The organism is Lentzea sokolovensis, assembly GCF_033949975.1.
GTDB lineage: Bacteria > Actinomycetota > Actinomycetes > Mycobacteriales > Pseudonocardiaceae > Lentzea > Lentzea sokolovensis.
The window spans coordinates 77,890-103,972 of record NZ_JAXAVU010000007.1; the positions used below are offsets into that span (position 1 = coordinate 77,890).

Consider the following 26,083-nt stretch of genomic DNA (forward strand, 5'->3'; position numbering starts at 1 on the left):
GTTCGTTCAGGACTGGCTTACTCGAACGCGCGGGTGATGATCTCGCGCTGCTCGACCTCGTGCACCTTGCTCGAACCGGCCGACGGGGCTGCCATCGGGCGGCGCGACACGCGGCGGACGACGCCGAGGTGCTCGGGCAGCAGCTCCGGCAGGGCCAGGCCGTAGAACGGCCAGGCGCCCTGGTTCGCCGGCTCCTCCTGCACCCAGCGGACGTCCTTCGCGTTCGGGTAGCGCTCCAGGGTCTCGGTCAGCTTGCGGGCCGGGACCGGGTAGAGCTGCTCGACGCGCACGATCGCCACGTCGCCGCCGCCGCGCTTCTCGCGCTCGGCGTGCAGCTCGTAGGAGATCTTGCCGCTGCACAGCAGGACCTTCGTGACGGCGTTCGGGTCCTTGATCGTCGGGTCGTCCATCACCGAGTGGAAGCGGTCGTTGATGAACTCGTCCGTGCCGGACACCGCGGCCTTGAGGCGCAGCATCGACTTCGGCGTGAACACGATCAGCGGCCGGTCGACGCCGTCGAGGGCGTGGCGACGCAGCAGGTGGAAGTAGTTCGCCGGCGTCGACGGCACCGCGACGGTCATGGAGCCCTCGGCGCACAGCTGCAGCCAGCGCTCGATGCGGCCCGACGTGTGGTCGGGGCCCTGGCCCTCGTGGCCGTGCGGCAGCAGGATCACGACGTCGGAACGCTGACCCCACTTCGCCTCACCGGACGAGATGAACTCGTCGATGATCGGCTGCGCGCCGTTGACGAAGTCGCCGAACTGCGCCTCCCACAGCACCAGCGCCTGCGGGTTCGCCACCGAGTAGCCGTACTCGAAGCCGACCGCCGCGAACTCCGACAGCACCGAGTCGTAGACCATGAACTTGCCCTGGTCGTCCGACAGGTGCTGCAGCGGCGTGTACTCGTCGCCGGTCTTGCGGTCGATCAGGGTCGCGTGGCGCTGCACGAACGTGCCGCGGCGCGAGTCCTGGCCGGCCAGGCGGATGTTGCGGCCCTCGATCGCGAGCGAGCCGAACGCGAGCAGCTCGGCGAACGCCCAGTCGATGCCGCCTTCGCGCGCCATCTTCGCGCGGCGCTCTAGCACCGGCTTGACGCGGGCGTGCGGCGTGAAGCCCTCCGGCAGGTTCACGTGCGAGTCGGCGATGTGCTCCAGCGTCTCGCGGGAGATGCCCGTGGGCAGCTTCGCCGGGATCTGCTGCTCGGCCTCCACGGACGGGCTGACCGTCACGGGGTGCTTCTCGAGCTCGCGGACCTCGTTGAAGACGTGCTCCAGCTGGCTGGAGAAGTCCTGCAGCGCCTTCTCGGCCTCTTCGACCGTGATGTCGCCGCGGCCGATCAGGGACTCGGTGTAGGTCTTGCGCACCGAGCGCTTCTGGTCGATCACGTCGTACATCGCCGGCTGCGTCATCGAGGGGTCGTCGCCCTCGTTGTGGCCGCGGCGGCGGTAGCAGACCATGTCGATCACGACGTCCTTGGCGAACGCCTGGCGGTACTCGACGGCCAGCTTCGCGACCCAGTAGCAGGCCTCGGGGTCGTCGCCGTTCACGTGGAAGACCGGCGAGCCGATCATCTTCGCGACGTCGGTCGAGTACTTCGAGGACCGCGAGTGCTCCGGCGCGGTGGTGAAGCCGACCTGGTTGTTCACGACGATGTGGACCGTGCCACCGGTGCGGTAGCCGCGCACGAGCGCCAGGTTCAGCGTCTCGGCCACGACACCCTGACCGGCGAACGCCGCGTCACCGTGCATGGCGACCGGCAGGACGGGGAAGAAGTCGCCGCCCTTGTCGATCAGGTCCTGCTTGGCGCGCACGATGCCCTCGAGCACCGGGTCGACGGCCTCGAGGTGCGACGGGTTCGCCGTCAGCGACACCTTGGTCTCGCCGTCGCCGAACATGCGGAAGTACTTGCCCTCGGCACCGAGGTGGTACTTCACGTCGCCGGAGCCGTGCGCCTGACCGGGGTCGAGGTTGCCCTCGAACTCGCGGAAGATCTGCGAGATCGGCTTGCCGACGATGTTCGCGAGCACGTTCAGGCGGCCGCGGTGCGGCATGCCGATGACGACCTCGTCGAGCTCGTGCTCGGCGGCCTTGTCGAGCACCGCGTCGAGCAGCGGGATGACGGTCTCGCCGCCCTCCAGCGAGAAGCGCTTCTGGCCGACGTACTTCGTCTGCAGGAACGTCTCGAACGCCTCGGCGGCGTTCAGCTTGCTGAGGATGTACTTCTGCACGGTGGCCGGCGGCTTCTCGTGCGGAACCTCGACGCGCTCCTGGATCCAGCGGCGCTCTTCGGGCTCGAGGATGTGCATGTACTCGACACCGACGGTGCGGCAGTACGAGTTGCGCAGCACACCGAGGATGTCGCGGAGCTTCATCCGCTCCTTGCCGGCGAAGCCGCCGACCGGGAACTCGCGGTCGAGGTCCCACAGCGTCAGGCCGTGGCTGAGCACGTCCAGGTCGGCGTGGGAGCGCTGGCGGTAGTTCAGCGGGTCCGTGTCGGCCATCAGGTGACCGCGCGTGCGGAACGCGTCGATCAGCTCGATGACGCGCGCCGTCTTGTCGACAGCGCCCTCGGGGATGTCGGCGACCCAGCGGATCGGCTCGTAGGGCAGCCGCAGCGACGCGAAGATGTCGTCGTAGAAGCCGTCCTCGCCGAGCAGCAGCTGGTGCACGCGCTTGAGGAACTCGCCCGACTCCGCACCCTGGATGATGCGGTGGTCGTACGTGGAGGTCAGCGTGATGATCTTGCTGACGCCCATGTCCGTGAGGGCCTGCTCGCTGGTGCCCTGGAAGTGCGCGGGGTACTCCATGGCGCCGACGCCGATGATCGCGCCCTGACCGGCCTGCAGTCGCGGCACCGAGTGGTTGGTGCCGATCGTGCCGGGGTTGGTCAGCGAGATCGTGGTGCCGGAGAAGTCGTCCGCCGTCAGCGAGCCACCGCGGGCCTTGCGGATCAGGTCCTCGTAGGCCTGCCAGAACTGCGTGAACGTCATGTTCTCGCAGCCCTTGACCGACGCGACGACCAGCGTGCGGCTGCCGTCCTTGGCCGGCAGGTCGATCGCCAGGCCGAAGTTGACGTGCTCCGGCGTGACGACGAACGGCTTGCCGTCGACCTCGGCGTAGTGCCGGTTCATGTTCGGGAACGCCTGCAGCGCCCGGACCACCGCGTAGCCGATGACGTGCGTGAAGGAGACCTTCCCGCCGCGCGTCCGCTTCAGGTGGTTGTTGATGACGATGCGGTTGTCGGCCAGCAGTTTCGCGGGCACGGCACGCACGCTGGTCGCGGTCGGAACGGTGAGCGACAGCTCCATGTTCTTCGCGATCGCGGCGGAGGCACCGCGCAACTGCTTCTGCTCGGGCTGCGCGCTCGGCTTGACCGGGGCGGCCTTCGCGGCCTGCTGCGGCGCGGGCTTGCCGGTCGACGGCAACGAGGCCGCCGGCTTCGGCTGCGACTGCGCGGCAGGCTTGGGTGCGGCGGCGGGCGCGGGCTTGCCGTTGTCCGCGGCCGGCGGCGTCACGGTCGCGGTCGTGGTGGCCGTGGAGCCACCCGCGCTGGCCGTGGCGGTACTGCCGTTGCCGCCCGCCCGCTTGTAGTCGGCAAAGAAGTCATGCCATGCCGGGTCTACGGATGACGGGTCCGCGAGGAACTGCTCGTACATCTCCTCGACGAGCCACTCGTTCGGCCCGAATTGTGACGCAGGACTGCTGCTGGACACGGCTGGCGCTCGCCTCTATCCATCTCGCTCTTGGTGTTGACTCATGCGGTAGTCAGGTTAGTCCCCCTGGCACGGGCCTTCACACGCTGGAGGCACATGGCAAGGAGTGCTCTGTCACAGGATCGATCAGGACGGCCCTGGCGTCACCCGCAGTTGAGCAGTTCTTGATGTGCGTCTCACTACGTCTCCTCACTTTCGGGTAAAGCTCATGGAGCTGTTGGACGGGCATACGCACCGAGCGCGGTGATCAGTTCACGATAGGTACAACGCGCCCGCTCTGCGGATTGATCTTGCCCGCTGTCCGTTCAGGTCAGTGAACGCCTGATCGAGGCCGTGAACGCCGCGGTGAAGGCGGCTCTGGTCTCGTCGGACGTCCGGTCCAGGGACAGGTACGGGTTCAGGTCCTCCAACTCGACCAGGAGCAGGTCGCCGTCCCGGGTCCGGCAGGCGTCGACGCGCTGGACGCCGTGGCCGAGGCCGTTCCAGTCGATGAACCTCTGCGCGAATTCCAGGTCTTCCGGCGTCGGGGCGTAACCGGTGAGTTCCCAGCGCCGGGCCGGGTCCGGTGCGTGCAGGGCGTATTGGAAGTCGTGGTCCACGAAGTAGAACGACACCTCGTACCGGAAATCGATCTTGGGCTGGATGAGCAGGTCACCGATTCTGCTCCCGACCTCGTCGCGGCCCACGAATTCCAGGCCGTGCGAGTCGGCGCCGGCTTTGGGCTTCACGACGTACGTGCCGGCCAGGGGGAGGCGGTCCAGCTCGTCCGGGTGGCCGACCGTGGGGATGACCGGGTAGCCCTGCTCGGTCAGATCGACCAGGTACTGCTTGCCCGCCATGTCTGCCTTGCCGGTCAGCGGGTTGTAGACGCGCTGGCCGGTGGCTGCCGCCTGCTCCCGGAAGTGGCGGTAGGCGGGCAGGTAGTCGATCACCGGGCCGCTGTTGCGGACGACGACCACGTCGAAGTTCGCCATCACGGCAGCGGCGTCCTCCGGGTGGCAGACGGCCAGGTCGAAATGCTGTCTGAGGTGCGAGGTCAGGTAGATGTCCTCGTCGCAGTAGCGGCGGCCTCTGGCCGGGTAAGCGAGGTTGGAGACGTAGAGGACGGAGGGGCGGGTGGGCATGGCATGGGCTCCTTCGACCTGGCCGGCCTGGGGGTTGTTTCTACGTCATGGGGCAGGGCGGGGACGAGGGGTCGTGGTGGGGGCCACGGGGGTTCGTGCTGGTGCTGTCGCGGGGGTTCGGGCCTGGCGGGGTCACGGAGGTTCGCGCTGCTGGCGGTCACGGGGCGGGCCTGGTGGAGCCGTGCTGTCGGCGCCGCGGGGGTCGGGCTTGGTGGAGCCGTGCTGCTGGTGCCGAGGGGTGGGCCTGGTGGAGTGACCGAGGTTCGTGCGGGTGGGTGCCGCAGGGTTGGTGCGGATGGGAGCCGCGGAGGCTCGTGCGGGTGGTCGCCGCAGGGTTCGTGTGGATGAGGAGCCGCGGAGGTTTGTGCGGGTGGGTGCGGCGGGGTTCGTGTGGATGGGGAGCTGTGAAGGTTCGTGCGGGTGGCCGCCGCAGACGTCCAGCCGCAGACGTCCAGCCGCCTGCGTTGCTGTGGCCGGCGGTGGCCGTGCGCGTTGGCGACAGAACCGCTTGCCTTCGCCGTTCCGGTGCCCGGCGGCCGTGCTCACCCGGACGTCGGGTGGGCGCGGCGGGCGTTCCTTGGCGGGCTTGTGGTCAGGCGGCTTCCGGGGTGTCGCCGTGGCGCCAGAGGCGGGCGTAGGTGCCGTTGGCCGTTAAGAGGTCGGCGTGGGTGCCCTGTTCGATGATCCGGCCGCCCGCCAGGACGACTATTCGGTCGGCCTTGGCCGCGGTGGCGAGGCGGTGGGCCACCACGAAGGTCGTTCTGGCGCCTGCCAGGTGGTCGCTGGCCGCGAGCACCGCCGACTCCGTGGCCGGGTCGAGGGCGGCGGTCGCCTCGTCCAGGAGGAGCAGGTCCGGGTTGACCAGTTCGGCTCTGGCCAGCGCCACCAGCTGGCGCTGGCCCGCGGAGAGGTGGTTGCCGCGTTCGCCTACGGGCTGGTGGAAGCCGTTCTGCAGGGTGGCGACCATCGGGAGGGCGCCGACGGCTTCGGTGGCCCGCTGGATCTCCTGTTCGGTGGCCGTGGGGCGGCCGTAGGCGACGTTGGCGGCCAGGTCGCCGCCGAACAGGTGGGCTTCCTGGGGGACCACGCCGAGGCGTTGGCGGTACGCGGAGAGGTCGTAGGTGCGGACGTCCACGCCGTCCACCAGGACCGCGCCACTCGTGGCGTCGTAGAAGCGGGCGATGAGTTTGACGAGGGTGGACTTGCCCGCGCCTGTCTCGCCCACCAGGGCGACGGTTTCGCCTGGCTTCACGTGGAGGGACACGTTGTCGAGCGCCGGGGTCTCGGCGCCCGCGTAGGTGAAGGAGACGGCGCACAGCTCGACCTCGCCCCGCAGGCGGGGTGGGACCGGGATCGGGGCCGGTGGCGGTTCGACCGTGCTCGGGGTGCGCAGGAGGTCGCCGATTCTGCGCAGGCCCACCCTGGCCTGCTGGTAGCCGTCGAAGACGCCGGAGAGCTGCTGGATCGGGCTGAAGAACAGGCCCAGGTAGAGGAGGAACGCCAGCAGGACGCCCGGCGTCAGCGTGCCCGTCGCCACGCGGTGGGCACCCACGGCGAGGACCACCGCTTGGGCCACGCCGGAAAGCATTGCCACGAAAGGGAAGTAGGTGGCGATGTAGCGCTGGGCCCGCAGCCGGGTGCGGCGGTAGGCGTCACTGCGTTCGGCGAAGGCCTCCGCCGAGCGGCGTTCCCGCGTGTAGGCCTGGGAGACGCGCAGGCCCGACACGTTCTCCTGGAGGTCGGCGTTGACCGCGCTGACTCGTTCGCGGGCTTCCGCGTAGGCAGTCGACGAGAGACGTTGGAAGAGCACCGTCGCGACGGCCAGGATCGGCAGCACCGACAGGGCGATCAGGGCCAGCGAGGCATCGGTGAACACCAGCGCCGCGGTGATGCCGACGACGGTGATCAGGCTGATCACGGCGGTGACCAGGCCGGTCTGCAGGAACGTCGAGAGGGCGTCGACGTCCGTCGTCATCCTCGTCATGATGCGGCCGGCCATCTCGCGCTCGTAGTAGTCGAGGCCGAGGCGTTGCAGGTGGGCGTAGCTGCGGACGCGCAGCAGGTAGAGCAGGCGCTCGCCCAGGCGGGCGGCGAAGATCGTGCTGCTCGCCGTGGTCAGCCAGCCGACCACGACCAGGCCCACGCCCAGAACGACGGCCTGCCACAACGACGACTCGGCGCCACCCACGACACCGCCGTCGATGCCCAGGCGCACCAGCGACGGCATGCCCATGCCGACCAGCGCGTCCAGCACCACCAGGGCGCCCACGCCGCCCAGCGCCCAGCGAACGGGGCGCAGCAGGCGGGCGAGGCGGAAGGCGGGATCGGGGGCGCGCGGGTCTTCGCCGTGCAGCACCGGGATCTCGGTGGCGGGCGGGAGTTTCCGCACCTGCGCCAGCAGTTCCGGGGTGGGCGGGCCGCCGGCCAGCGCGGACATCCCGCCACCGGCACCGCCGCCTCCACCGCCGCCACGGCGGCCGCCCGCAGCGGGAGTGGACGTTCTGGCCTCGGCGATCAGACGCTCGTCCAGGTCTTCCTGCGACAGCGCCGGCCACAGCTCACCGGTGCGGACGGGCGCGGCGGACTCGATCGCCTCGCCGGGGCCCGCCAGCAGATCGCGGTAGAGGGCGCAGCGCGCCATCAGTTCGGCGTGCGTGCCCAGGTCGATCACGCGGCCCGCGTCCAGGACCGCGATCCGGTCGGCGAGCGACAGGGTGGAACGCCGGTGCGCCACCAGCAAAGTCGTGCGGTTCGCCGTCACCGAGGCCAGCGTCGCGTGGATCGCCGCCTCGGTCGCGTTGTCCACGGCGGACGTCGCGTCGTCCAGCACGAGGATGCGCGGGTCGGAGAGCAGCGCACGGGCCAGGGCCACGCGTTGGCGCTGGCCGCCGGACAACGTGAGGCCGCGCTCGCCGACCACCGTGTCGTAGCCGAGCGGCAGGGCCTGGATGAAGTCGTGGGCCTCCGCGGCCTTCGCGGCGCGTTCGACCTCGGCCCGCGACGCGTCCGGACGGCCGTACGCGATGTTCGAGAACACCGTGTCGGAGAAGAGGAAAGCCTCCTCGAACACCACGCCCACCGTGCCGCGCAACGACTCCAGCTTCAACGTCCGCACGTCCGCGCCGCCGACCCGCACGGCACCCGCGTGCACGTCGTAGAAACGGGGCAGCAGCAGGGAGACCGTCGACTTGCCGGAACCGGACGTGCCGACCAGCGCCAGCGTTTCGCCTGGCTCCACGGAGATGGAGAAGTCCTGCAACACCGGCTCGCTGCGGGCGTACCCGAACGTCACGCCGGAGAACGAGACCCCGAGCGGCCCGTCCGGCACCTCACCGGGGCCGTCCGTCACGTCCGGCTGCGAGTCGATCAGCTCGTAGACCCGCTCCACGCCGGCGCGGGCGAGCTGTGCGGACACCATCAGACTCGACAGCAGCCGCGTCGGCCCGACGAGGTTCGCCACGTACGTCGTGAAGGCGAGGAACGTGCCCAGCGTGACCTGGCCGTGCAACGCCAGCCAGCCACCCAGCCCCAGCACCGCGACCTGGCCGAGCAACGGCAGCGCCGTCACGGTCGCGAGCGGCTTCGACGACAGCCGGGCGGCCCGCATCCGTTCCGCGAACAGGGATTTGGCGTGCTTCTCCAGCCGCGCGACCTCGCGCGCCTCCTGACCGAAGCCCTTCACCACGCGGACACCGGTGACGGTCTCCTCGACGTGCTGCGCCAGATCGGCGGCCCGCTGCTGCGCCGACCAGGTGGCGGGGAACAGCGTCAGCCGGGTGCGCCCGGCCAGCCACGCCACCAGCGGCAGCACGATCACCGCGATGATCGTCAGCGGGATCGACAGGTAGATCATCGCCGCCAGCGCGGCCACCGCGAACACGACCGTGCCCACGGCCAGCGGCGCCATCATCAGCAGCGACTGCACCAGCTGCAGGTCGGTGATCGAGCGCGACACGATCTGCCCGGTCCTCAGCTCGTCCTGCTTCGCGCCGTCGAGCCGCTGCACCGCGGAGAACACGCCGAGCCGCAGGTCGTGCTGCACGCCCAGAGCCAGCCGCCCGCCCAGATAGCGCCGCAGGAACGCCGACCCGAACGTGAGCAGTTCAAGAACGATCAGCGCCACCATGAGCGGCCACAGCCGGTCGGTGCGGCCCACCGTCGAGTCGTCGATCGCGGTCTTGAGCAGCAACGGACCCGCCGCCTGCAGACCCACGCCGACGACCGCGGCGACCACCGACAGCACCACCAGACGGGGGTGCTGCCAGCACGCTGCGGTCAGTCGGCGGATCCAGCCCTTTGTCACGGGACCCACAGTACTTTCGGGGTCCGACATAAAAGTGTGACGTCAGAAACCGCAGGTCAGGTGATGTCCTTGGACTGCGTGACCGCCCAGCCGCCCGCGAAGACGATCCCGGACCAGGCGAGGAACACGAGGCCCGACCACCACCAGTCGAGCGCTCCGCCGGCACCGGCGATCGCGCGCAGCACGTCCTCGATCTCCGGTGGCACCACGCCCGCGGACGACAGGAACAGGTCGACCGCGACCGCCCCGGTGAGCCCGTTGATCGACCCGTTCGGCAGGAAGCCGATGACGGCCGGCACCTCCAGGTACGCGAGCACGAAGTGCAGCACGTTCTCGATCACCAGGAAGTACAGCAGCAGCAACACGATCGTCCCGGCGACGTTCGGGATGAGCGCGCCAACCCCGACGCCGAACATCGTCATCAGGATCGACGACAGCACGCAGACCAGCGTCAGCATCGCCCAGCCACCGGCGTCCGGCAGCTGCCCGGACTCGCTGGTGAGCACCACACCGATGCCGAGGAACAGCATGATCGCGAGGCCGTAGATCGCGCCCCACAGCACGTAGACCAGCATCTTCGCCAGCATCGAATGCATCCGCGACGGCGCGGTCAGGAACGTCGTCGTGATCGTCCGGCGGTTGAGCTCGCCCGAGATCGCCATCGCGCCGAAGATCATCGGGAAGATCGTGGAGATGTTGATCGCCCGCGCCATGCCGAACAGCGAGATCTTCCACTGGTCCGGTGTGACCCCGAGGAAGTCGGACACCTCGTCCACGTCGCTCGACGACGCGAAGTCCACGAAGAACTGTCCCAGCAGACCGGTCGCGAGCCCCCAGCCGAGCGCCAGCACCGCGGTCGGGATCAGCAGACCCCACCACAGGCCGGTCGTCGTCGTCTTGCGGAGTTCCGCCTGTACGAGGTTGCCCATCAGGCCCAACCACCCTGCTGTTGCTGCTGATACGGCGCCGGTGCGCTCCCGGCGTACTGGCCACTGGTGAGCTGGAAGAACAACCGCTCCAGGTCGATCTGCTCCTCCTGGATGCCGTAGATCGACACACCGGCCTTCAACGCGCGGTCCGCCACGTACTTGGAGTCCACACCGGACACCGCGAGCCTGCCGTCCGGCAGTTGCTCGATCGCCTGCACGCCTTCGGCACGGAGAGCGTTCGCGAGCGCGTTGAGGTCCGACGGCTGCACGAGAACGCGCCGCTGCTGCGACTGCCGCAACTGGTCCAGCGGCCCGTAGAACATCGTCTGCCCGCGCGAGATGATCACGACCTGGTCGACGGTCTGCTCGACCTCCGCCAGCAGGTGGCTGGAGATCAGCACCGTGCGTCCCATGCGCGCGTACGACTGCAGGAACGTCCGCAGCCACGCGATGCCCTCGGGGTCGAGCCCGTTCGCCGGTTCGTCCAGCACGAGCACCTGCGGGTCGCCGAGCAACGCCGTGGCGAGCGCCAGTCTCTGCTTCATGCCGAGCGAGAACCCGCCCACCTTGCGATCGGCGGCCGTGCCCAGGCCGACCAGGCCGAGGACCTGGTCGGCCTGCGCGTCCGGCACGCCGATGGCCGACGCGTACACGCGCAGGTGGTTGCGGGCGGAGCGGGCGGGGTGGAACCCCTGCGCCTCCAGCACCGCGCCCACCACGCGGCCGGGCTGGCCGAGTTGGTGGAACGGTCGTCCGTTGATCGTCGCCGTGCCGCTCGTCGGCTTGACGAGACCCAGCAGCATTCGCAGGGTCGTCGTCTTGCCTGCGCCGTTCGGGCCGAGGAAGCCCGTCACGCTGCCGGGGGACACGGTGAAGCTCAGGTTGTGCACGGCCATGACAGAACCGAACTGCTTGGACAGGTTCTGGACCGCGATGAGGCCGCTGCCGTCATGCATGCGGCCCATCCTGCCTGATACGTCAGTCCGGCAAGGCGTGCTTGGGCCGAGACACGACGGGCGCGCGATGCACGACCGACGGTTCGTCCCGCATGACCGGCAGTTCGGTGGTCATCTCCGCCGGAGTCTCCACCGGCAGTTCGATAACACCTGATCGAGTGAATGGGTTGCGCAACGGCCGGCGCCGCTCGCGGTGAGGCAGTCCCTCGCCGATCAGGTGCTGGTGCGCCATGTTCCAGATCTGGCACGGCCACCGGCGGCGACGCAGCCAGCCGGGACAGGCCTTGCACCGGCCGTCCTCGTCGGGCTGGTGCACCGTCAGCAACAGCCGCCAGCCGTCCGCCAGGCGGTGGATCTCCGCGCGGGCCAACGGAACCAGCGCCTCGGCCTCTCCGTGCTCTGCGACTTTGTCCAGCAGTGCCAGGCGTTGCAGCACCGCGTCGCGGAGGGTCTCGTCCATCACATCTTCGCCGTGGCCTGGTCGAGCAAAGAGCCCAGTCGACGCGTCTGAGTGGCGGACATCACAGCGGTCTCGCCTGGAGGCGTGACCAGCAGAACCCGGTCGTTCTCCACCAGAACGGTCATCGATCTGTCCCGACCGAACGGGTCGTGGCAGTGGATCCATCCCTGTGGTTCAGCCATGGAATCTCCCTTCGAGGGACACCCGACTCCGTCTTCATCGGCCGAACCCCCTGCTCGCCGCACCGGGAAACACCGAATTCACTCGTTTGCTGGACTGGTCGGACGCGGCCAGTGGTCCACTCGGGGAAACTTTTGGGTCGCGTTTCGGTGGGGGTGCTGGGCGCGGTGTGCCAAGGCCCGCTATATTTGGACACGGCGGCCCCGCTCCCAGTGACCCCCAGGCTGGTTGAGCGCGGCCGCCCTTTACGTGGCGGGCTCCGGTGTTCATTGGTCTTCGACCAATTTCGCCGGAGCCCGCAGTGCTTGTCGGGGAACATCCCGCACCTCGGGGTCTTTCTCCCCTCTCTTTTTCTTTCAGGCACTCGCGCACGCTCTGCGCGAAATCGGCTTGCGCCCTGCCCTCTCGTACGCTGTAAGTTCCTCGTACACCGTAAGGGGGAGGAATGATGACTTCGACGACCGAGAAGGTCGGGGTGCACCCGCACCCCCAGCGCTGGGCCGTGCTCGGCGTGCTGTGCCTGTCCGTGATGGTGGTGGTGCTGGACAACACCGTTCTCAACGTGGCGATCCCGTCGATCTCGACGGGCTTGGACGCGAGCACCGCGGACGTCCAGTGGATGATCAACGCTTACTCGCTGGCGCTGGCGGGTCTGCTGCTCACGACCGGATCGCTCAGTGACAGGTTCGGCCGCAAGCGGGCACTTCTGGCCGGTCTCGCGCTGTTCGGCACCGGTAGCGCGGTCGCCGCCTACGCGAGTTCGTCCGAGGCGTTGATCGCGGCCCGCGGCTTCATGGGGATCGGCGCCGCGGTCCTGATGCCCGGCACGCTGGCCGTGCTGATGCAGTTGTTCGACGACAGGGAACGCCCGAAGGCCATCGGCATCTGGGCCGCCGTCACGAGTCTCGGCTTCGCGGCGGGACCGGTGATCGGTGGCGCGCTGATCAAGCACTTCTGGTGGGGCTCGGTGTTCCTGATCAACGTGCCGGTGGCGATCCTCGCGATCACGGCCGTCGCGCTGCTGGTGCCGGAGTCCAAGGACCCGACCGTGCGCAAGCCGGACGTGCTCGGCTCGATCCTGTCGATCATCGGCATGGTGTCGATCGTGTACGCGGTGATCGAGGTGCCGGAGCACGGGTTCGGCTCGGCGGAGTTCGGCGTGCCGGTCGCGGTCGGCCTGGTCACGATGACGGGCTTTGCCTTGTGGGAACGGCACACCGCCGATCCGATGCTCGATCGCGGGTTCTTCAGGAACCGCCGCTTCACCGGCGCGGTGGCGTCGGGTGTGCTCGCCGCGTTCGGAATGGCGGGCTCGCTCTTCCTGCTGACGCAACACCTTCAGGGCGTGCTCGGCTACAGCCCGTTGGAGGCCGGCGTGCGCGTGGCGCCGATGGCGATCGCGTTGCTCGTCACCAGCAACACGCTGGGACAGCTCGTGATGAAGCTCGGCGCGGGCACGGCGATGCTGCTCGGCATGACGATCGTCGCGGCCGGCGTGGCGTTGCTGTCGATCGGCACGACCTACCCGCCGACGCTGGCAGGCCTGATCCTCATCGGCGTGGGTGTCGGTGTGTCCCAGCCGGTCGCGGTCAACGCGCTGATGGGGTCGATCCCGCCGGAACGCGCCGGCATCGCCTCTGGGCTGTCGGGCACGCTGACGGAGCTGGGCTCCTCGTTCGGCATCGCGGTGCTCGGCGCGCTGCTGTCGGCGCGGTTCGTGGCCTCGCTGCCGGACGGCGTGCCGGGGCGGTCGCTTTCAGAGGCGCTGCACAGCGGCGCGGACATCACGATCGTGCGCGAGGCGTTCTCCAACGGCATGAGCGTGAGCCTCGTGATCGGGGCGATCGCTGTGTTCCTGGGAGGTGTTGTGGCCAGCGTGTTGCTGCGACGTGCCTAGGATCGGCCTGTGGAGAGCGTGTGGTTCGGCAAGCCCAGGCCCAGCAGCGGTCAGCCCCTCGGCCTGAGCCGGGAGGCGATCGTCCGCAAGGCGCTGGAGATGCTGGACGCGCACGGCATGCAGAAGCTCTCCATGCGCAAGCTCGCCGCGGAACTGGGCGCGGCGCCCATGTCGCTGTACTGGCACGTGCCGACCAAGGACGCGCTGATCGAGCTCTGCCTCGACGAGATCTACGGCGAGTTCCCGTTGCCGGGCCCCGAGGACGACTGGGAGACGGCTGTGCGCGCGATGATGCACGCGATGCGTCATCTCGCGCACAAGCACCCGTGGTGGGTCCGGGGCATCGGCGAGTTCAACAGCATCGGCCCGAAGGCCGTGGCGATGAGCGACGCGATGTTCGAACCGATGACGCGGGCAGGTCTGTCGCTGCCCGCGGCGGCGCGGTCGATCTCGACGATCTCCAGTTTCGCCATCGGGTACGCGATCGCCGAGGTCAACTTCGTGGCGCGGGGCGGGATGGACTCGCCGCCGCCGGACCTGCCGAAGATCGCGGACCTGTACCGGGAGAAGCACCCGAACTACGTCAGGATGCTGGACGAACCGGAGCTGTGGTCGCTGGAGGGGCAGTTCGAGTTCGGGCTGGACTGCGTGATCGACGGCATCAAGGCGCGCGTCGAGGCCCTCAGATAGGCGAAACCCCCGCAGCGATTCACGCGTGCGGGGGCCTCATTCATTCAGTTGGTCTTAGACGACGGTCTCCAGCGGCGTGTGCACGAGGCCGGTCGCCTCGGCCACCGGGCCGTTGGTCAGCAGTCCGGCGTGGACGTTGAGACCCAGGGCCAGCGAACGGTCGTCCTTGAGCGCCTTCTCCCAGCCCTTGTCGGCCAGCGCGACCGCGTACGGCAGCGTCACGTTCGTCAGCGCGTAGGTCGAGGTGCGCGGGACGGCGCCCGGCATGTTCGCCACGCAGTAGAACACCGAGTTGTGGACCTCGTAGGTCGGCTCGGCGTGCGTGGTGGCGCGCGAGTCCTCGAAGCAACCGCCCTGGTCGATGGCGATGTCGACGAGCACCGAACCCGGCTTCATGTCCGCGACCAGCGCGTTCGACACGAGCTTCGGGGCGGCGGCACCGGGGACGAGCACGGCGCCGATGACCAGGTCGGCCTCGCGGACGGCCTGCTCGATGGCGAACGAGTTCGAGGCGAGCGTGCGCAGCCGGCCCTGGAACTGGGCGTCGATCTGGCGCAGGCGGTCGACGTTGGTGTCGAGGATCTGCACGTCCGCGCCCATGCCGACGGCGATGGTGGCGGCGTTGACGCCGGCCACGCCGCCGCCGATCACGACCACGCGGGCCGGGGCGACACCGGGGACGCCACCGGGCAGCACGCCGCGGCCACCGGAGGGCTTCATCAGGCTGAACGCGCCGACCTGCGGGGCCAGCCGGCCGGCGACCTCGGACATCGGGGCGAGCAGCGGCAGCGAGCGGTTCGGCAGCTGCACGGTCTCGTAGGCGATGGCCGTGGTGCCGGACGCCAGCAGCGCCTCGGTCAGTGGCCTGTCGGCGGCGAGGTGCAGGTACGTGAAGAGGGTCTGACCGGCGCGAAGACGGGGGTACTCCTCGGCGATCGGCTCCTTGACCTTGAGAACCAGGTCACCTTCCGCCCACACGTCGTCGGCGGTCGGGAGGATCTTGGCGCCCGCGGCGAGGTACTCCTCGTCGGTGATCGCGGAGCCGAGACCGGCGCCCTGCTCGACGTACACGTCGTGGCCGCGGCTGGTCAGTTCGTGCGCACCGGCAGGCGTGAGAGCGACGCGGTACTCGTGGTTCTTGATCTCGCGAGGAACTGCGATCCGCACGATGACTCCTCCGTTCGGTGGGCCGACATCTCATAATGTGGGCCAGTCGGAAGGTCATGTCACTGTGCGGATCGCACTATCCGGTAACCCTCTGGTTGTTCGTCTAGGACAGAGCGACCTGAGCCTCGTTCGCGTTCCACTCGACCGTCCCGCGTTGACACTCGGCGGGGGCCGCACATAGCGTTCGCGCCGAGAACTGAACACCGGCCGCGGCGCGCAAGCGTCAGAACCCGAGTGGGAGAGACCTCGACGAACCGGTCGGGGCGCCGAAGGGGCAAGCTCCCGCACACTCTCAGGCAGCAAGACCGCTCGGGGTAGGCAACTCTGCACGGCGGAGGGGGCGCAAGTTTCCTGACCCGTCACAGCCAGAGGAGTCGCGCCGTGGAGTTCCCCGAGAACCTGCTCTACACCGCCGAGCACGAGTGGGTCGACTGGACGCCGGGCACCCAGGACCCGCTGACCTGCGGAATCACCGAGTACGCCGCTGATGCGCTCGGCGACATCGTCTTCGTCCAGCTGCCCGAGGTCGGTGCCAAGGTCGTCACCAACGCGGTCTGCGGCGAGCTGGAGTCCACCAAGTCCGTCAGCGACCTGTTCTCGCCCGTCACCGGTGAGGTGATCGAGGTCAACAGCGCCGTCGTGGACGACCCGGCGATCGTGAACAACGACCCGTACGGCGCCGGATGGCTGTTCAAGGTCCGCGTCGAGTCGGCCGAGAACCTCCTCACCTCGGCGAAGTACGCCGAGCTCACCAAGTCTGACTGACCGCTCCACCACCACGAGGGACTGATCAGTGGCGATCAGCGTTTTCGACCTGTTCTCCGTCGGCATCGGACCGTCCAGTTCACACACGGTCGGCCCGATGCGCGCGGCCGCGATGTTCGTCGAGAAGCTCGGCGCACGTGTGTCCGAAGTGGACCGCGTGCACGTCGAGCTGTTCGGCTCGCTCGGCGCGACCGGCCACGGCCACGGCAGCCCCAAGGCCGTGTTCCTGGGCCTCGAAGGCAACCATCCCGAAGAAGTCGATCCCACCGTCGCGGCCGCCCGCGTCGAGGAGATCGTCTCCGCCGAACGGCTCAAGCTCGGCGGCGCGCACGAGATCGACTTCGTGCACGACCGCGACCTCGTCATGCACCGCCGCAAGTCACTCCCGTTGCACCCCAACGGGATGAGCTTCGAGGCGTTCGCGGACGGCAAGTCGGTCGAGCACGCCGTCTACTACTCGATCGGCGGCGGTTTCGTCGTCGACGAGAACGCGTCGGGCACCGACCGGATCAAGCTCGACTCGACGCCGTTGGCGCACCCGTTCCTGACCGGCGACCAACTCCTCGCGCGCTGCCGCGAGACCGGCCTGTCGATCAGCGAGATCATGATGGCCAACGAGCTGTCGTGGCGCACCGAAGCCGAGGTCCGCCAGGGACTTCTGCACATCTGGCACGTCATGCAGGAGTGCGTCGAACGCGGCTGCAACGAGCACGGCGTCCTGCCCGGCGGTCTGAAGGTCCGCCGCCGCGCCGCCGAGATGCGCAAGACGCTGGAGAAGGAGCACTTCGTCACCGACCCGTTGCGGGTCATGGACTGGGTGACGCTCTTCGCACTGGCGGTCAACGAGGAGAACGCGGCGGGCGGCCGTGTCGTCACCGCACCGACCAACGGCGCGGCCGGCATCGTCCCGGCGGTTCTGCACTACTACACGAAGTTCGTCCCGGGAGCCTCCGACGACGGCGTGGTCCGGTTCCTGCTGACGGCGGGCGCGATCGGCGTGCTGTTCAAGGAGAACGCGTCGATCTCCGGCGCCGAGGTCGGCTGTCAGGGCGAGGTCGGCTCGGCCTGCTCGATGGCGGCCGGTGGTCTCGCCGAGGTGCTCGGCGGCACCCCCGAACAGGTCGAGAACGCCGCCGAGATCGCCATGGAGCACAACCTCGGCCTGACGTGCGACCCGATCGGCGGTCTGGTGCAGATTCCGTGCATCGAACGCAACGCCGTCGCGTCCATCAAGGCCATCACGGCTGTGCGCATGGCTTTGCGCGGCGACGGCTCGCACTTCGTGTCGCTCGACAAGGTCATCAAGACCATGCGGGACACCGGCAAGGACATGTCGGTGAAGTACAAGGAGACAGCTCGCGGCGGACTCGCCGTGAACGTCATCGAGTGCTGAGTCAGGCGAGCGCGTCGATCTGCGTCACCGCGTACTGCGCGACCTCGTTGTCCATCGCGGACAGACGGTCGCGCAGTGCGGGGGTGCGCAACCAGTTCCGGATCGGCTGAGCCGGTTCGTCCCAGCACAACCAGCCGCCGTCGCACGGGGTGCCGCCGGACAGGAAGTCGTACGACCACTTGTGAGCGAGCTCCGCGACGGCGGCGTCGGGGAGACCGTCGACGACGGGCAGCCACGGCGTCAGGTCCTCGTCCATCTGCGCGGCGGCCTGGACCAGCTCGTCCAGGTCCGGGCTGTCCGACGAGCGGACGATGATCCCGGTGAGCGCCGCCCGCAGCGCGGTGCGCTCGTGCTCCGGCCAGGCGGGCAGGTTGGCCAACGTCAGACCCTGCGTGAGCCGGCTGTCCGGGTCACGTTCCAGCAGATCGAGCACCCTGGGCGCGAGTCGTCGCCAGGCGAGCTCGTACTCGTCCGGCTCGAAGTGGTCCTCGACCTCCCAGGCGAACTGCCACACGACGGTGTCGGGCACCAGTGCGGGATCGCCGTCGAGCAGGGCCAGCTCGGCCCGGGTCCAGCAGAGTCCGCAGCCCTTCACGTGCTCAGCGGGCGTCGTACGCGGCCTGCGCGGCCAGCACCTCGGGCATGCGGCCCTCCAGCAGGTGGATCAACGACAGCAGCCGCTCGGCCGTGTCGCGGCCCAGCGGCGTGAGGCTGTAATCGACGCGCGGCGGGTTCGTGTTCTGGGCTTCCCGGTGCACGAGACCGTCGCGCTCCAGCGCCTGCAACGTCTGGGACAGCATCTTCTCGCTGACCCCGTCGACGCGGCGGCGCAGCTCGTTGAAGCGCAGCTGCCCGTCGGCGAGCGCGGTCAGCGTCAGGCTGCCCCACCTGCCGGTGATGTGCTCCAGCGTGGGACGCGACGGGCACGCTTTCGCGAACACGTTGTAGTCCATAGCGGCATCATACCTGGTCAAAACGCTAACTGAAAGTAAGTGTGAGAGCTCTCCGCGTCAGGAGAGCTCTCACACCTCAGAACGGCCAGGTGGCGTTCTGACCTGCTTCGAGCAAGGGCACCATGCGGAAGGTCGCGTCCGTCAGGCCGCCGAATTCGTGGCGATGAGCCGTACCGGTGGCGTACGCGGCGTTCCGGTATCCACCGAGGTTGAACCCGTAGATCGGCACGTGCCGCGGCACGACGTCCGAGACGCCCTTCCCGTAGTACCCGGACATCGTCTGCATGTCCGAGATGATGAACACGCGGTCGTGCCTCTTGTAGGTGCGCTTCAGCGACCCGACGATGTCGGTGCCGTGCCCGACCTCGCCGATCCGCTTGAGGAACCGGTCGACCTCGCGGATCACCGAAGCGCCCCGCCCGACGTCGTGCCGGAACGTGCCGTCCGCGAACCCGACGACGTCGACCTGCTCGCCCTTCGCGCCCAGTGCGACGCCGAACACCGCCGCGGCCTTGGCCGGGGTGACCTTCGAACGCGCCGAGATCGTGCCGCCGGTCATCGACGCCGAGGTGTCGACGAGGATCAGCGACCGGCCCGGCAGGGCAGGCAGGTTCTCCAGCGACGCCTGCAGCGCCTGGTCCAGGGCGTGGCCCCAGCGCAGGCTCGGCGCCGCCTCGTACGCGGACAGGAAGCGGAACGGGAACTGCCGCGAGCGCGCGACCTGGCCGGGGTCGGCCAGACGTGCCGCGACGGCCGCCGCTGCCTCGTCGGACATGCCGGCCTCGTCGAAGTTCCTGAGGTTCCTCAAGAGAGCCATGTACCCCATCGACGGCGCGAGCGCCTCCCACACCTCACGGGTCAGCGGGCCCTGCAGCCAGCCGGCCACGGACTCCCACGTCATCCCCGCCTGGCGCAGCACGTCGACCGCGTCGGGACGGGAGAACAGCGAACGGCGCTGCTCGACCGGCCACGCCAGCAGCTCACGCCGTGCCGCGATCACGCGCAGCTCGGCGGGAACGTCCGCCTCCGCGGAACGGCGGCGGTCCAGCACGTACTGGAAGAGCGCGCCCTGCCACGGAGCGGCGGGCGAGGGGTGAGCGAGGTTCAGCACGTCGGCCATCCGGAAGCCGCGGGCGTCGCTGTCCCACTTGAGGACCGCGCGCTCGTTGTAGAGGCGCCCGACGGCGTCGGCGATGCCGCGCTTGATCGGCTTCGGCACGCGCCGGCCGTTCGTGCCGGTCCAGTAGGCCAGGAGTTCGCCCGGCTCGTCGGCGCGCTGCAGCACGGAGTCCACGACGGCGCGGTTGGTCACGCCGGCGTCGGACTCGGCCACGAGCCGTGCCAGCACGAACTCGGCCGCGCCCACGAGCGACGCCGTGCGCATGTTCGCCTCGCCGCGCAGCCACGCGAGCAGGCGCGCGGTCCACTCGGGATCCGCGAGAGCGGTCTCGTGGACGAGCTGGGCGAAGCGGTTGTCGCGCTGACCGCCGGACTCGTAGAAGGTGTCCTCGCCGCCCATGTTCGACACGGCGAGCAGGAACAGCTCGGACTTCGCGTCACGGGCGTAGCCGTCGCCACCCTCGTAGGTGCGGCGGGTCGGTTCCGGCGCCGTGGCGACCGGGCTGGTGCCCGCCGGACGTGCGCGGAAGATGTTGAACTTCGCCATCGGCTCTTTCCCCCTCGGAAAAAACAAAGGGAGCCCACAAACCCCACACGTGTCCGAGATCAAAGTCGCGGAAGGTACGTTGCTGCTCTGCCAGTTGAGCTACAGCCGGTTTCCCGTCTGGCGGGACTCGAACCCGCAACCCGCCCATTAACAGTGGAAGTAACCCTCTGCTTCGCACCGGACACGTGTGAAGTTGTGCGCTCCCGAGATCAAACGCGCCTGCGGTTGGGTTTTCATCTCGAATGAAGTAACCGCGAGCTTCGCACCGGGTGCGATTTCTATGCAACCACACCGCGCCAGCGATTTAATTCCGGCGGATGTGGAGTTTTTGGACGCCCGAGATCAAGTCGCGGAGGGTGACGTGCTCACCGAGGTGAGCGAGACCGGCCGAAACCGGCCTCAGGAGTTGAACCTGAGTAATCACCGGAAGTAACCCTCCGCTGCGCACCGGGCGCACACTCATACAACCACGCCGCGCAAAGGGTTTTCCTAGGGCGCCGCCTTCACGAGCCTGCGCAGCAGGTAGAAGAGGCCGACCGTCAGCAGGAATCCGACGGCGCTGATCATCACGATCTGCTCGACCGTGTCGGCCTTCGATCCCGCGAACACGTAGGCGGCGCAAATGGGGATGGTGCCGATGAGGGTGAACGACATGAACTGGCGGAACGACACCCTGGACACCCCCGCGGACACCGACACCGTCTCCGCCATCATCGGAATTCCGCGCGCCACTCCGAAGAACCAGGGACCGAACTGACGGCCCCATCGCCGCATTTCGGTCAGCTCCTCGATGGTCACCACCCGGCGCACCAGCCACGGGCCCGCGAACCGTCCCAGGGCGTATCCTGCGGCAGAGGAACCCAGGGATCCGATGATCGCGAGCGCCAGTCCGAAGGGCAGGCCGAGTGCCGTTCCCGCCAGCACGATGAGCGGAGTGGACGGCACCGGCAGCAGCACGTCCACGACGAGCAGGGCGAAGATCGCCGCCGCCGCCCACACCGGGTCGATGCCGCGCACCCACGACACGACCCCTTCGAAGTCGATGAGGTCCAGTGCCTCGAACACGATCCAGCTCAGCAGGACGAAGCCGAGCACGACGGCCGGTATCCACTTCCACCGAACGCCCGTCTCATAACTCATCGGGTGATGGTCGCCCACGTCGATCCGCCGGACAATCCGCCAGTGGCGCAGGTTCCGCGAAGGGACACACATGAGTGACGATCTCGTGCCTTTTCTGGGGCACTGGGTGCTCGACCCGGCACGCTCCGCGTACACGGGCGGCAATCCTCCCCGCAGCGGTCACCACGACCTGCGGCTGGAGGGCGAGCGGCTGATCGTGAGCATCGAGGGCGTGCTGGGGTCCGGTGATCCCATCCGCACCGGGTACACATTGGACCTGTGGCACGACACGCCGATGAGTGTCGGCAAGGTCGACCGCGTGCGCACGGTCGTGGAGCCCAGACGGTTCTGCACGATCGCCTACGCGGGTGCGCAAGCGGTTGCGCGCTCGTGGCGGATCCTCGGCCACCTCAACGAGATGACGATCGTCCAGTCCGCTCCTGACCAGTTCGGCGTGTGGCGTGACGACGTCTCGGTGTATCGCAGGCAGTTCTAAGGTCGTGGCCGGAACACCGTGACGACGACGCGCAGACCCAGCAGCACGCTGATGATCAGCAGGTTGTAGCCGAACACCTGGTACAGCCCGATGTCCGCCGTGACCTCGGGCCCGCCGGACGAGCCGAGCAGCAGCACCGCCATCACACCCGCGGTCGCGCCCAGCACGGTCAGCATGACCTGGTGCAGCAGGCCGGTGACGAACGACCGGTCGCGTTCGTCCGCGAACAGCCTCATCGACATGCTCAGCCGGCCCTGCTCCATCGCCCCGGTGATCCGGTCGATCCGCCGCGGCAACCGGCGCAGCATCGGCAGCACGGCCTGCAGTTCCTCGGCCATGGTCCGCTTCACCGACTCCGGCGTGAGCCGTTCGGAGATCTGCTCCGCGGCGAACGACCGCGACTCCACGACGATGTTGAAGTCCGGCGCGAGCACCGCCAGCGTGCCCTCCAGCGTCGCCAGGGCCCGGAACACCGCCGCGATCTCCGGCGGGACGGCAAGCCCGAACCGCGACACGATCAGGAACAGGTCGCCGAACATCTCCACGTCCGGCCGCATGCCCGCGCCGAGGTGCCGGGCCATGAACTGGCCGAGCGCGCGTTCCAGCCGTTGCTCGTCGATGTCCTCCGGCCGTGAAGTCAGCTCCAGCAACGCGTCGGTGAGGCTCGCCGGGTCGCTGCGGTCGATCGCGAGCAGCAGCCGTTGCAACGCCGAGCGCAGCGCGGAGTCGATCCGGCCGACCGAGCCGAAGTCGAGCAGGCCGAGGCGTCCGTCGGCGAGCAGCAGCACGTTGCCGGGGTGCGGGTCGGCGTGGAAGACGCCGTCCAGCATCACCTGGCGCAGCACGAACCGCAGCAGCGTCCGTGCGAGCCCCACGTCCTCCGAGGCACCGCGCAACGGCACACCGTCGAGCCGGTCCATGACGAGCACCCTGGACGTCGACAGGTGGACGTGGGGCAGTCCTACCGACGAGTCCGACGCCGCCGCCACGGCCGTGATGTTGCGTGCCTCGATCTTGAAGTCGAGTTCCTCGCGCAACGCCGCCGCGAACCCCGCCGCCAGGTCGCGGACGCCCAGCGCGGCACCCCACCGCGTGCGCTGCAGTGTTTCGGCGAGGCGGGCGACGATGTCCAAGTCGCCCTCGGCCGTCGCTCGGACGTCCGGCCGTTGCACCTTCACGACCACCTCGGCACCGGACTTCAGCACGGCCCGGTGCACCTGCGCGATCGAGGCCGCGGCCAGCGGCTCGGGATCGATCTCCAGGAACGCGTCGAGCCCGATCTCGGCGTCGAGCACCGCCCTGACCTGGTCCCACTTCGCCGGCGGCACCTTGTCCTGCAGCAGGCTCAGTTCGTCGACGAAGTCCTGCGGCAACAGGTCGGCGCGCGTCGACAGCACCTGCCCGAGCTTCACGAACGTCACGCCGGCGTCCTGCAACGCGAGTCGCAGCGACCGCGTGAGTCCCGTGGAGGTGCGTTCGCGGCCGCGCAGGTAGGGCCCCAGTCCGTGCCGGAACGCGATGGCGGTGATCCGCGAGTACCGCCGGGTCCGTGCGATCCGGCGCCGTGCCATGCCCCACCACTCGGTGGGCGGCGGGATCGAGCCGGTCGGCACGATGATCTCCGCGAACGCCAGCAGGCCGATCACCGCGAGGAGCGACAGCCCCAGTTGGAGCGTCACCAGCCCGGCAGAGGGATCCGCGGTGGTCTCTCCGAAGGCACTCGACGCGATCGAGATCGCCATCAGGCACGCCAGCGCCGTGCGGATCAGGCCGATGCGCAGGCCGAGGATGCGCCGCGCGGCCAGGGCCATGCCCATGACCGCCAGCAGGAACGTGATCGGGAAGCCGATCGTGTAGACGAGGAAATCCCCCATGATCGAAGCCTAGGACCTCTTGACTGAGACCGTGGACGTCCCGAAAGATCCGATGAATCGCCGCCCGCGTTGACCTTGACCGCACAGTGAAGTGAGGTGCTCGGCAGTGGTCGAACTCAACCGGCGCACAGTGATCGGAGGCGCTCTAGCAGGGGTAGCGGGTAGTGCGCTGCTCTCTGGGAGTGCGTTCGCGGGTGATGCGTTCAGCTGGAAGGACTTCATCGGGACATCCGATCTCATCTGGAAGAAGATGCCCGCGACCTGGTTCGAGGGCCCGTTCCTCGGCAACGGCTACCTCGGCTCCGGCATCTACGCCGAACCAGGTGCCAACGCCATCAGGTTCAACGTCCAGCACTCCCAGGTGCAGGACCACCGGCCGGAGTTCGGGGCGCTGTTCGGCCTCGCCCGGCTGCCCATCGGCTACTTCACGCTCGAACCCGTCGGCGCGATCACCGGCGTCGACCTGCGGCTGGACCTCTGGAACGCCGAACTGACCGGCACGATCACCACGGCCGCCGGAAGTCTTCGGCTGCGCGCCTTCATCCACACCCGCCGCGATCTCTACGCGATCGACGTCCAGGCCAGCGAGGGCGAACGGGCGTTCAGGTGGGTCTTCCACCCGCTCAAGGCGATCAGCCCGCGCACCGACCCGAAGTGGGGCCGCCAGCCACCTCCCGGGTTCACCGACAACCCGCCCGTGCAGCTGACCAGTGCCGGCGACGTGCAGCTGGCCGTGCAGCCGTTGAACGCGGGCGGCGAGCACGTCACGGCGTGGCGCGAGGTCACCCGCGGCACCCGGCGGACGCTGTTCACCAGCGTCGCCTGGTCCCATCCTGAGAAAACAGCTGTGCGCAAGGCGATCGCGAACGTCCGGTGCGGCTCGATCGACGCGCTCGCCGTCGAACATCGGCTGTGGTGGCACGACTTCTACCGCAAGAGCTTTCTGTCCATTCCGGACAAGCGACTGCAGGCGTTCTACTGGATCCAGCTCTACAAGTTCGCCTCGGCGGCGCGGAAGGAGGCGCCCGCGATCGCGACCTGCGGGCCGTGGCTGGAGAACACGCCGTGGCCCAACACGTGGTGGAACCTCAACGTGCAGCTGGAGTACTGGCTGATCCACGGTTCCAATCACGTCGAGTTCGACGCCGTCACCTACTCCGTCGACAGATTCCGCGACGCGCTCGTGGAACAGGTGCCGGCCGAGTACCGGCACGACTCCGCCGGCATCCCGCGCACCACCGACACCGTGCTGAACAACGGCGCGGGCATCGGCAACTCCGGTTACGGCGTGGGCGTTCCCGGCAAGGACGTGCCGACGCCCGAGGTCGGCAACCTGACCTGGACGCTGCACAACGTCTGGCTCACGTACCGGCACACGATGGACGACCGCGTGCTGCGAGGCGTGCTGTTCCCGTTGCTGCGCAGGGCGATCAACTACTACTTCCACTTCCTGGCCAAGGGCCCGGACGGGAAGTGGCACCTGCCGATCACGTTCTCGCCCGAGTACGGCGTGAACGCGCCGGACTGCACCTACGACCTCGCGCTGATCCGGTGGGGCTGCCGGACGTTGCTGGAGTCCGCGAAGTCGTTGCGCGTCAACGATCCGCTGATCCCGAGGTGGCAGGACACGCTTGCCAACCTCACGCCGTACCCCGTGGACGCCAACGGGTACATGATCGGCGCTGGGGTGCCGTTCGCGAAGTCGCACCGGCACTACTCGCACCTGTTGCAGATCTATCCGCTGTACGAGGTGACCTGGGAGGACGCTGCCAGTCGGCAGCTCATCGAGACTTCGCTGAACCACTGGATCAGCTTCGAGGGCGCGTTGCAGGGCTACACGTTCACGGGAGCGGCGTCGATCAGCGCGCAGATGTTGCGCGCAGACAAGGCCGACTTCTACCTCGGTGAGCTGATGCGCAGGTACATCAAGCCGAACACGATGTACCAGGAGTCCGGTCCGGTCATCGAGACGCCGTTGAGCGCCGTGCAGTCGACGTACGACATGCTCTGCCAGAGCTGGGGTGGCGTGATCCGGGTCTTTCCCGCGGTGCCGTGGCCGGACATCTCGTTGGACAACTTCCGGACGCAGGGTGCGTTCCTGCTGTCGGCGTCACGGCAGAACGGCGTCACGCGGTGGATCAAGTTGCGCAGTGAGGCCGGCGCGCCTTGCGTCGTGCGCACGGACATCAAGGATCCGGTCGTGCGTGATTCGCGTGGTCGGCCGAAGCGGTTCTCGGTGCTGGCCAACGGGGATCTGCGCATAGACCTGCGCCGCGGTGAGGAGGTCGTCATTCACCGCAACGGAGACAAGCCCGATCTGAAGGTTGGACCGGTGGGCGGATCACCGGTTCCGTCGTGGGGGCTTCCTGCTTAGTGCGTTGCCGGTGTTCCAACGCGA

19 protein-coding genes and 1 riboswitch are annotated in these 26,083 nt (G+C 68.7%); of the genes, 6 read left to right on the top strand and 13 right to left on the bottom strand.

Annotation, left to right across the window (positions count from 1 at the left end; translation table 11 throughout):
- Window positions 1-17: 17 nt before the first annotated feature.
- The 7 genes from SK854_RS12710 to SK854_RS12740 all read right to left on the bottom strand — a co-directional run bounded on the left by SK854_RS12710 (window position 18) and on the right by SK854_RS12740 (window position 11,610).
- Window positions 18-3,713 carry a multifunctional oxoglutarate decarboxylase/oxoglutarate dehydrogenase thiamine pyrophosphate-binding subunit/dihydrolipoyllysine-residue succinyltransferase subunit gene (locus tag SK854_RS12710; RefSeq protein WP_319975268.1) on the bottom strand — a complete coding sequence of 1,232 codons (3,696 nt, stop codon included), beginning with the start codon at window positions 3,711-3,713 and terminating at the stop codon, window positions 18-20.
- A gap of 305 nt (window positions 3,714-4,018) precedes the next feature.
- A complete protein-coding gene (locus SK854_RS12715; protein ID WP_319975269.1) occupies window positions 4,019-4,837 on the bottom strand; it encodes an ATP-grasp domain-containing protein in 819 nt (272 codons plus the stop codon).
- A gap of 592 nt (window positions 4,838-5,429) precedes the next feature.
- Window positions 5,430-9,170 (bottom strand): ABC transporter ATP-binding protein, encoded by a 3,741-nt coding sequence (locus SK854_RS12720; RefSeq protein WP_319975270.1) that lies wholly within the window; start codon window positions 9,168-9,170, stop codon window positions 5,430-5,432.
- A gap of 26 nt (window positions 9,171-9,196) precedes the next feature.
- Window positions 9,197-10,069: a hypothetical protein gene (locus SK854_RS12725; protein ID WP_319975271.1), complete on the bottom strand. Its 873-nt coding sequence runs from the start codon at window positions 10,067-10,069 to the stop codon at window positions 9,197-9,199.
- Entirely contained in the window at window positions 10,069-11,025 is a 957-nt protein-coding gene (locus SK854_RS12730) for an ABC transporter ATP-binding protein (protein WP_319975272.1), read from the bottom strand. Before SK854_RS12730 ends, SK854_RS12725 begins: the two co-directional genes overlap by 1 nt.
- Before the next feature lie 22 nt (window positions 11,026-11,047).
- Window positions 11,048-11,485: a hypothetical protein gene (locus SK854_RS12735; RefSeq protein WP_319975273.1), complete on the bottom strand. Its 438-nt coding sequence runs from the start codon at window positions 11,483-11,485 to the stop codon at window positions 11,048-11,050.
- Window positions 11,485-11,610, bottom strand: coding sequence for a hypothetical protein (locus SK854_RS12740; RefSeq protein WP_281248831.1), 126 nt, complete (start codon window positions 11,608-11,610; stop codon window positions 11,485-11,487). Before SK854_RS12740 ends, SK854_RS12735 begins: the two co-directional genes overlap by 1 nt.
- 503 nt (window positions 11,611-12,113) lie before the next feature.
- On the opposite strand from SK854_RS12740, the gene SK854_RS12745 reads away from it, so the two are divergent.
- The gene (locus SK854_RS12745) at window positions 12,114-13,562 is read left to right on the top strand and encodes an MFS transporter (protein ID WP_319975274.1); all 1,449 of its coding nucleotides are present in this window, start codon (window positions 12,114-12,116) and stop codon (window positions 13,560-13,562) included.
- Window positions 13,563-13,571: 9 nt separating this feature from the next.
- Window positions 13,572-14,252 carry a TetR/AcrR family transcriptional regulator gene (locus SK854_RS12750; RefSeq protein ID WP_319975275.1) on the top strand — a complete coding sequence of 227 codons (681 nt, stop codon included), beginning with the start codon at window positions 13,572-13,574 and terminating at the stop codon, window positions 14,250-14,252.
- Between the two features lie 54 nt (window positions 14,253-14,306).
- Here the strand turns inward: SK854_RS12750 and ald are convergent, their stop codons facing one another.
- Entirely contained in the window at window positions 14,307-15,419 is a 1,113-nt protein-coding gene (gene ald, locus SK854_RS12755) for an alanine dehydrogenase (RefSeq protein WP_319975276.1), read from the bottom strand.
- 225 nt (window positions 15,420-15,644) lie between these two features.
- Window positions 15,645-15,737: riboswitch (glycine riboswitch) on the top strand.
- A 63-nt stretch (window positions 15,738-15,800) separates the two neighbouring features.
- Between ald and gcvH the strand changes: the two genes are divergently transcribed.
- Both gcvH and SK854_RS12765 read left to right on the top strand, forming a co-directional pair.
- Window positions 15,801-16,184 carry a glycine cleavage system protein GcvH gene (gcvH, locus tag SK854_RS12760; protein WP_319975277.1) on the top strand — a complete coding sequence of 128 codons (384 nt, stop codon included), beginning with the start codon at window positions 15,801-15,803 and terminating at the stop codon, window positions 16,182-16,184.
- A 28-nt stretch (window positions 16,185-16,212) separates the two neighbouring features.
- Window positions 16,213-17,577: an L-serine ammonia-lyase gene (locus tag SK854_RS12765; RefSeq protein WP_319975278.1), complete on the top strand. Its 1,365-nt coding sequence runs from the start codon at window positions 16,213-16,215 to the stop codon at window positions 17,575-17,577.
- 1 nt (window position 17,578) lies between these two features.
- Here SK854_RS12765 and SK854_RS12770 read toward each other — a convergent pair whose 3' ends face one another.
- The 4 genes from SK854_RS12770 to SK854_RS12785 form a co-directional block, all read right to left on the bottom strand.
- Window positions 17,579-18,172 carry a hypothetical protein gene (locus SK854_RS12770; RefSeq protein WP_319975279.1) on the bottom strand — a complete coding sequence of 198 codons (594 nt, stop codon included), beginning with the start codon at window positions 18,170-18,172 and terminating at the stop codon, window positions 17,579-17,581.
- Between the two features lie 4 nt (window positions 18,173-18,176).
- Window positions 18,177-18,530 carry a winged helix-turn-helix transcriptional regulator gene (locus tag SK854_RS12775; protein WP_319975280.1) on the bottom strand — a complete coding sequence of 118 codons (354 nt, stop codon included), beginning with the start codon at window positions 18,528-18,530 and terminating at the stop codon, window positions 18,177-18,179.
- 76 nt (window positions 18,531-18,606) lie between these two features.
- Window positions 18,607-20,196 (bottom strand): TROVE domain-containing protein, encoded by a 1,590-nt coding sequence (locus SK854_RS12780; RefSeq protein ID WP_319975281.1) that lies wholly within the window; start codon window positions 20,194-20,196, stop codon window positions 18,607-18,609.
- A gap of 489 nt (window positions 20,197-20,685) precedes the next feature.
- Window positions 20,686-21,336, bottom strand: a complete 651-nt coding sequence (locus tag SK854_RS12785) for a TVP38/TMEM64 family protein (protein ID WP_319975282.1) — start codon at window positions 21,334-21,336, stop codon at window positions 20,686-20,688.
- A 70-nt stretch (window positions 21,337-21,406) separates the two neighbouring features.
- Here SK854_RS12785 and SK854_RS12790 point away from each other — a divergent pair, with 70 nt between their 5' ends.
- Window positions 21,407-21,811, top strand: coding sequence for a hypothetical protein (locus SK854_RS12790; protein ID WP_319975283.1), 405 nt, complete (start codon window positions 21,407-21,409; stop codon window positions 21,809-21,811).
- Here the strand turns inward: SK854_RS12790 and SK854_RS12795 are convergent.
- Window positions 21,808-23,685 carry an ABC1 kinase family protein gene (locus SK854_RS12795; RefSeq protein WP_319975284.1) on the bottom strand — a complete coding sequence of 626 codons (1,878 nt, stop codon included), beginning with the start codon at window positions 23,683-23,685 and terminating at the stop codon, window positions 21,808-21,810. The genes SK854_RS12790 and SK854_RS12795 overlap by 4 nt on opposite strands.
- Window positions 23,686-23,935: 250 nt before the next feature.
- Between SK854_RS12795 and SK854_RS12800 the strand changes: the two genes are divergently transcribed.
- Window positions 23,936-26,059 carry a glycosyl hydrolase family 95 catalytic domain-containing protein gene (locus SK854_RS12800; protein ID WP_319975285.1) on the top strand — a complete coding sequence of 708 codons (2,124 nt, stop codon included), beginning with the start codon at window positions 23,936-23,938 and terminating at the stop codon, window positions 26,057-26,059.
- The last annotated feature ends 24 nt before the right edge of the window (window positions 26,060-26,083 follow it).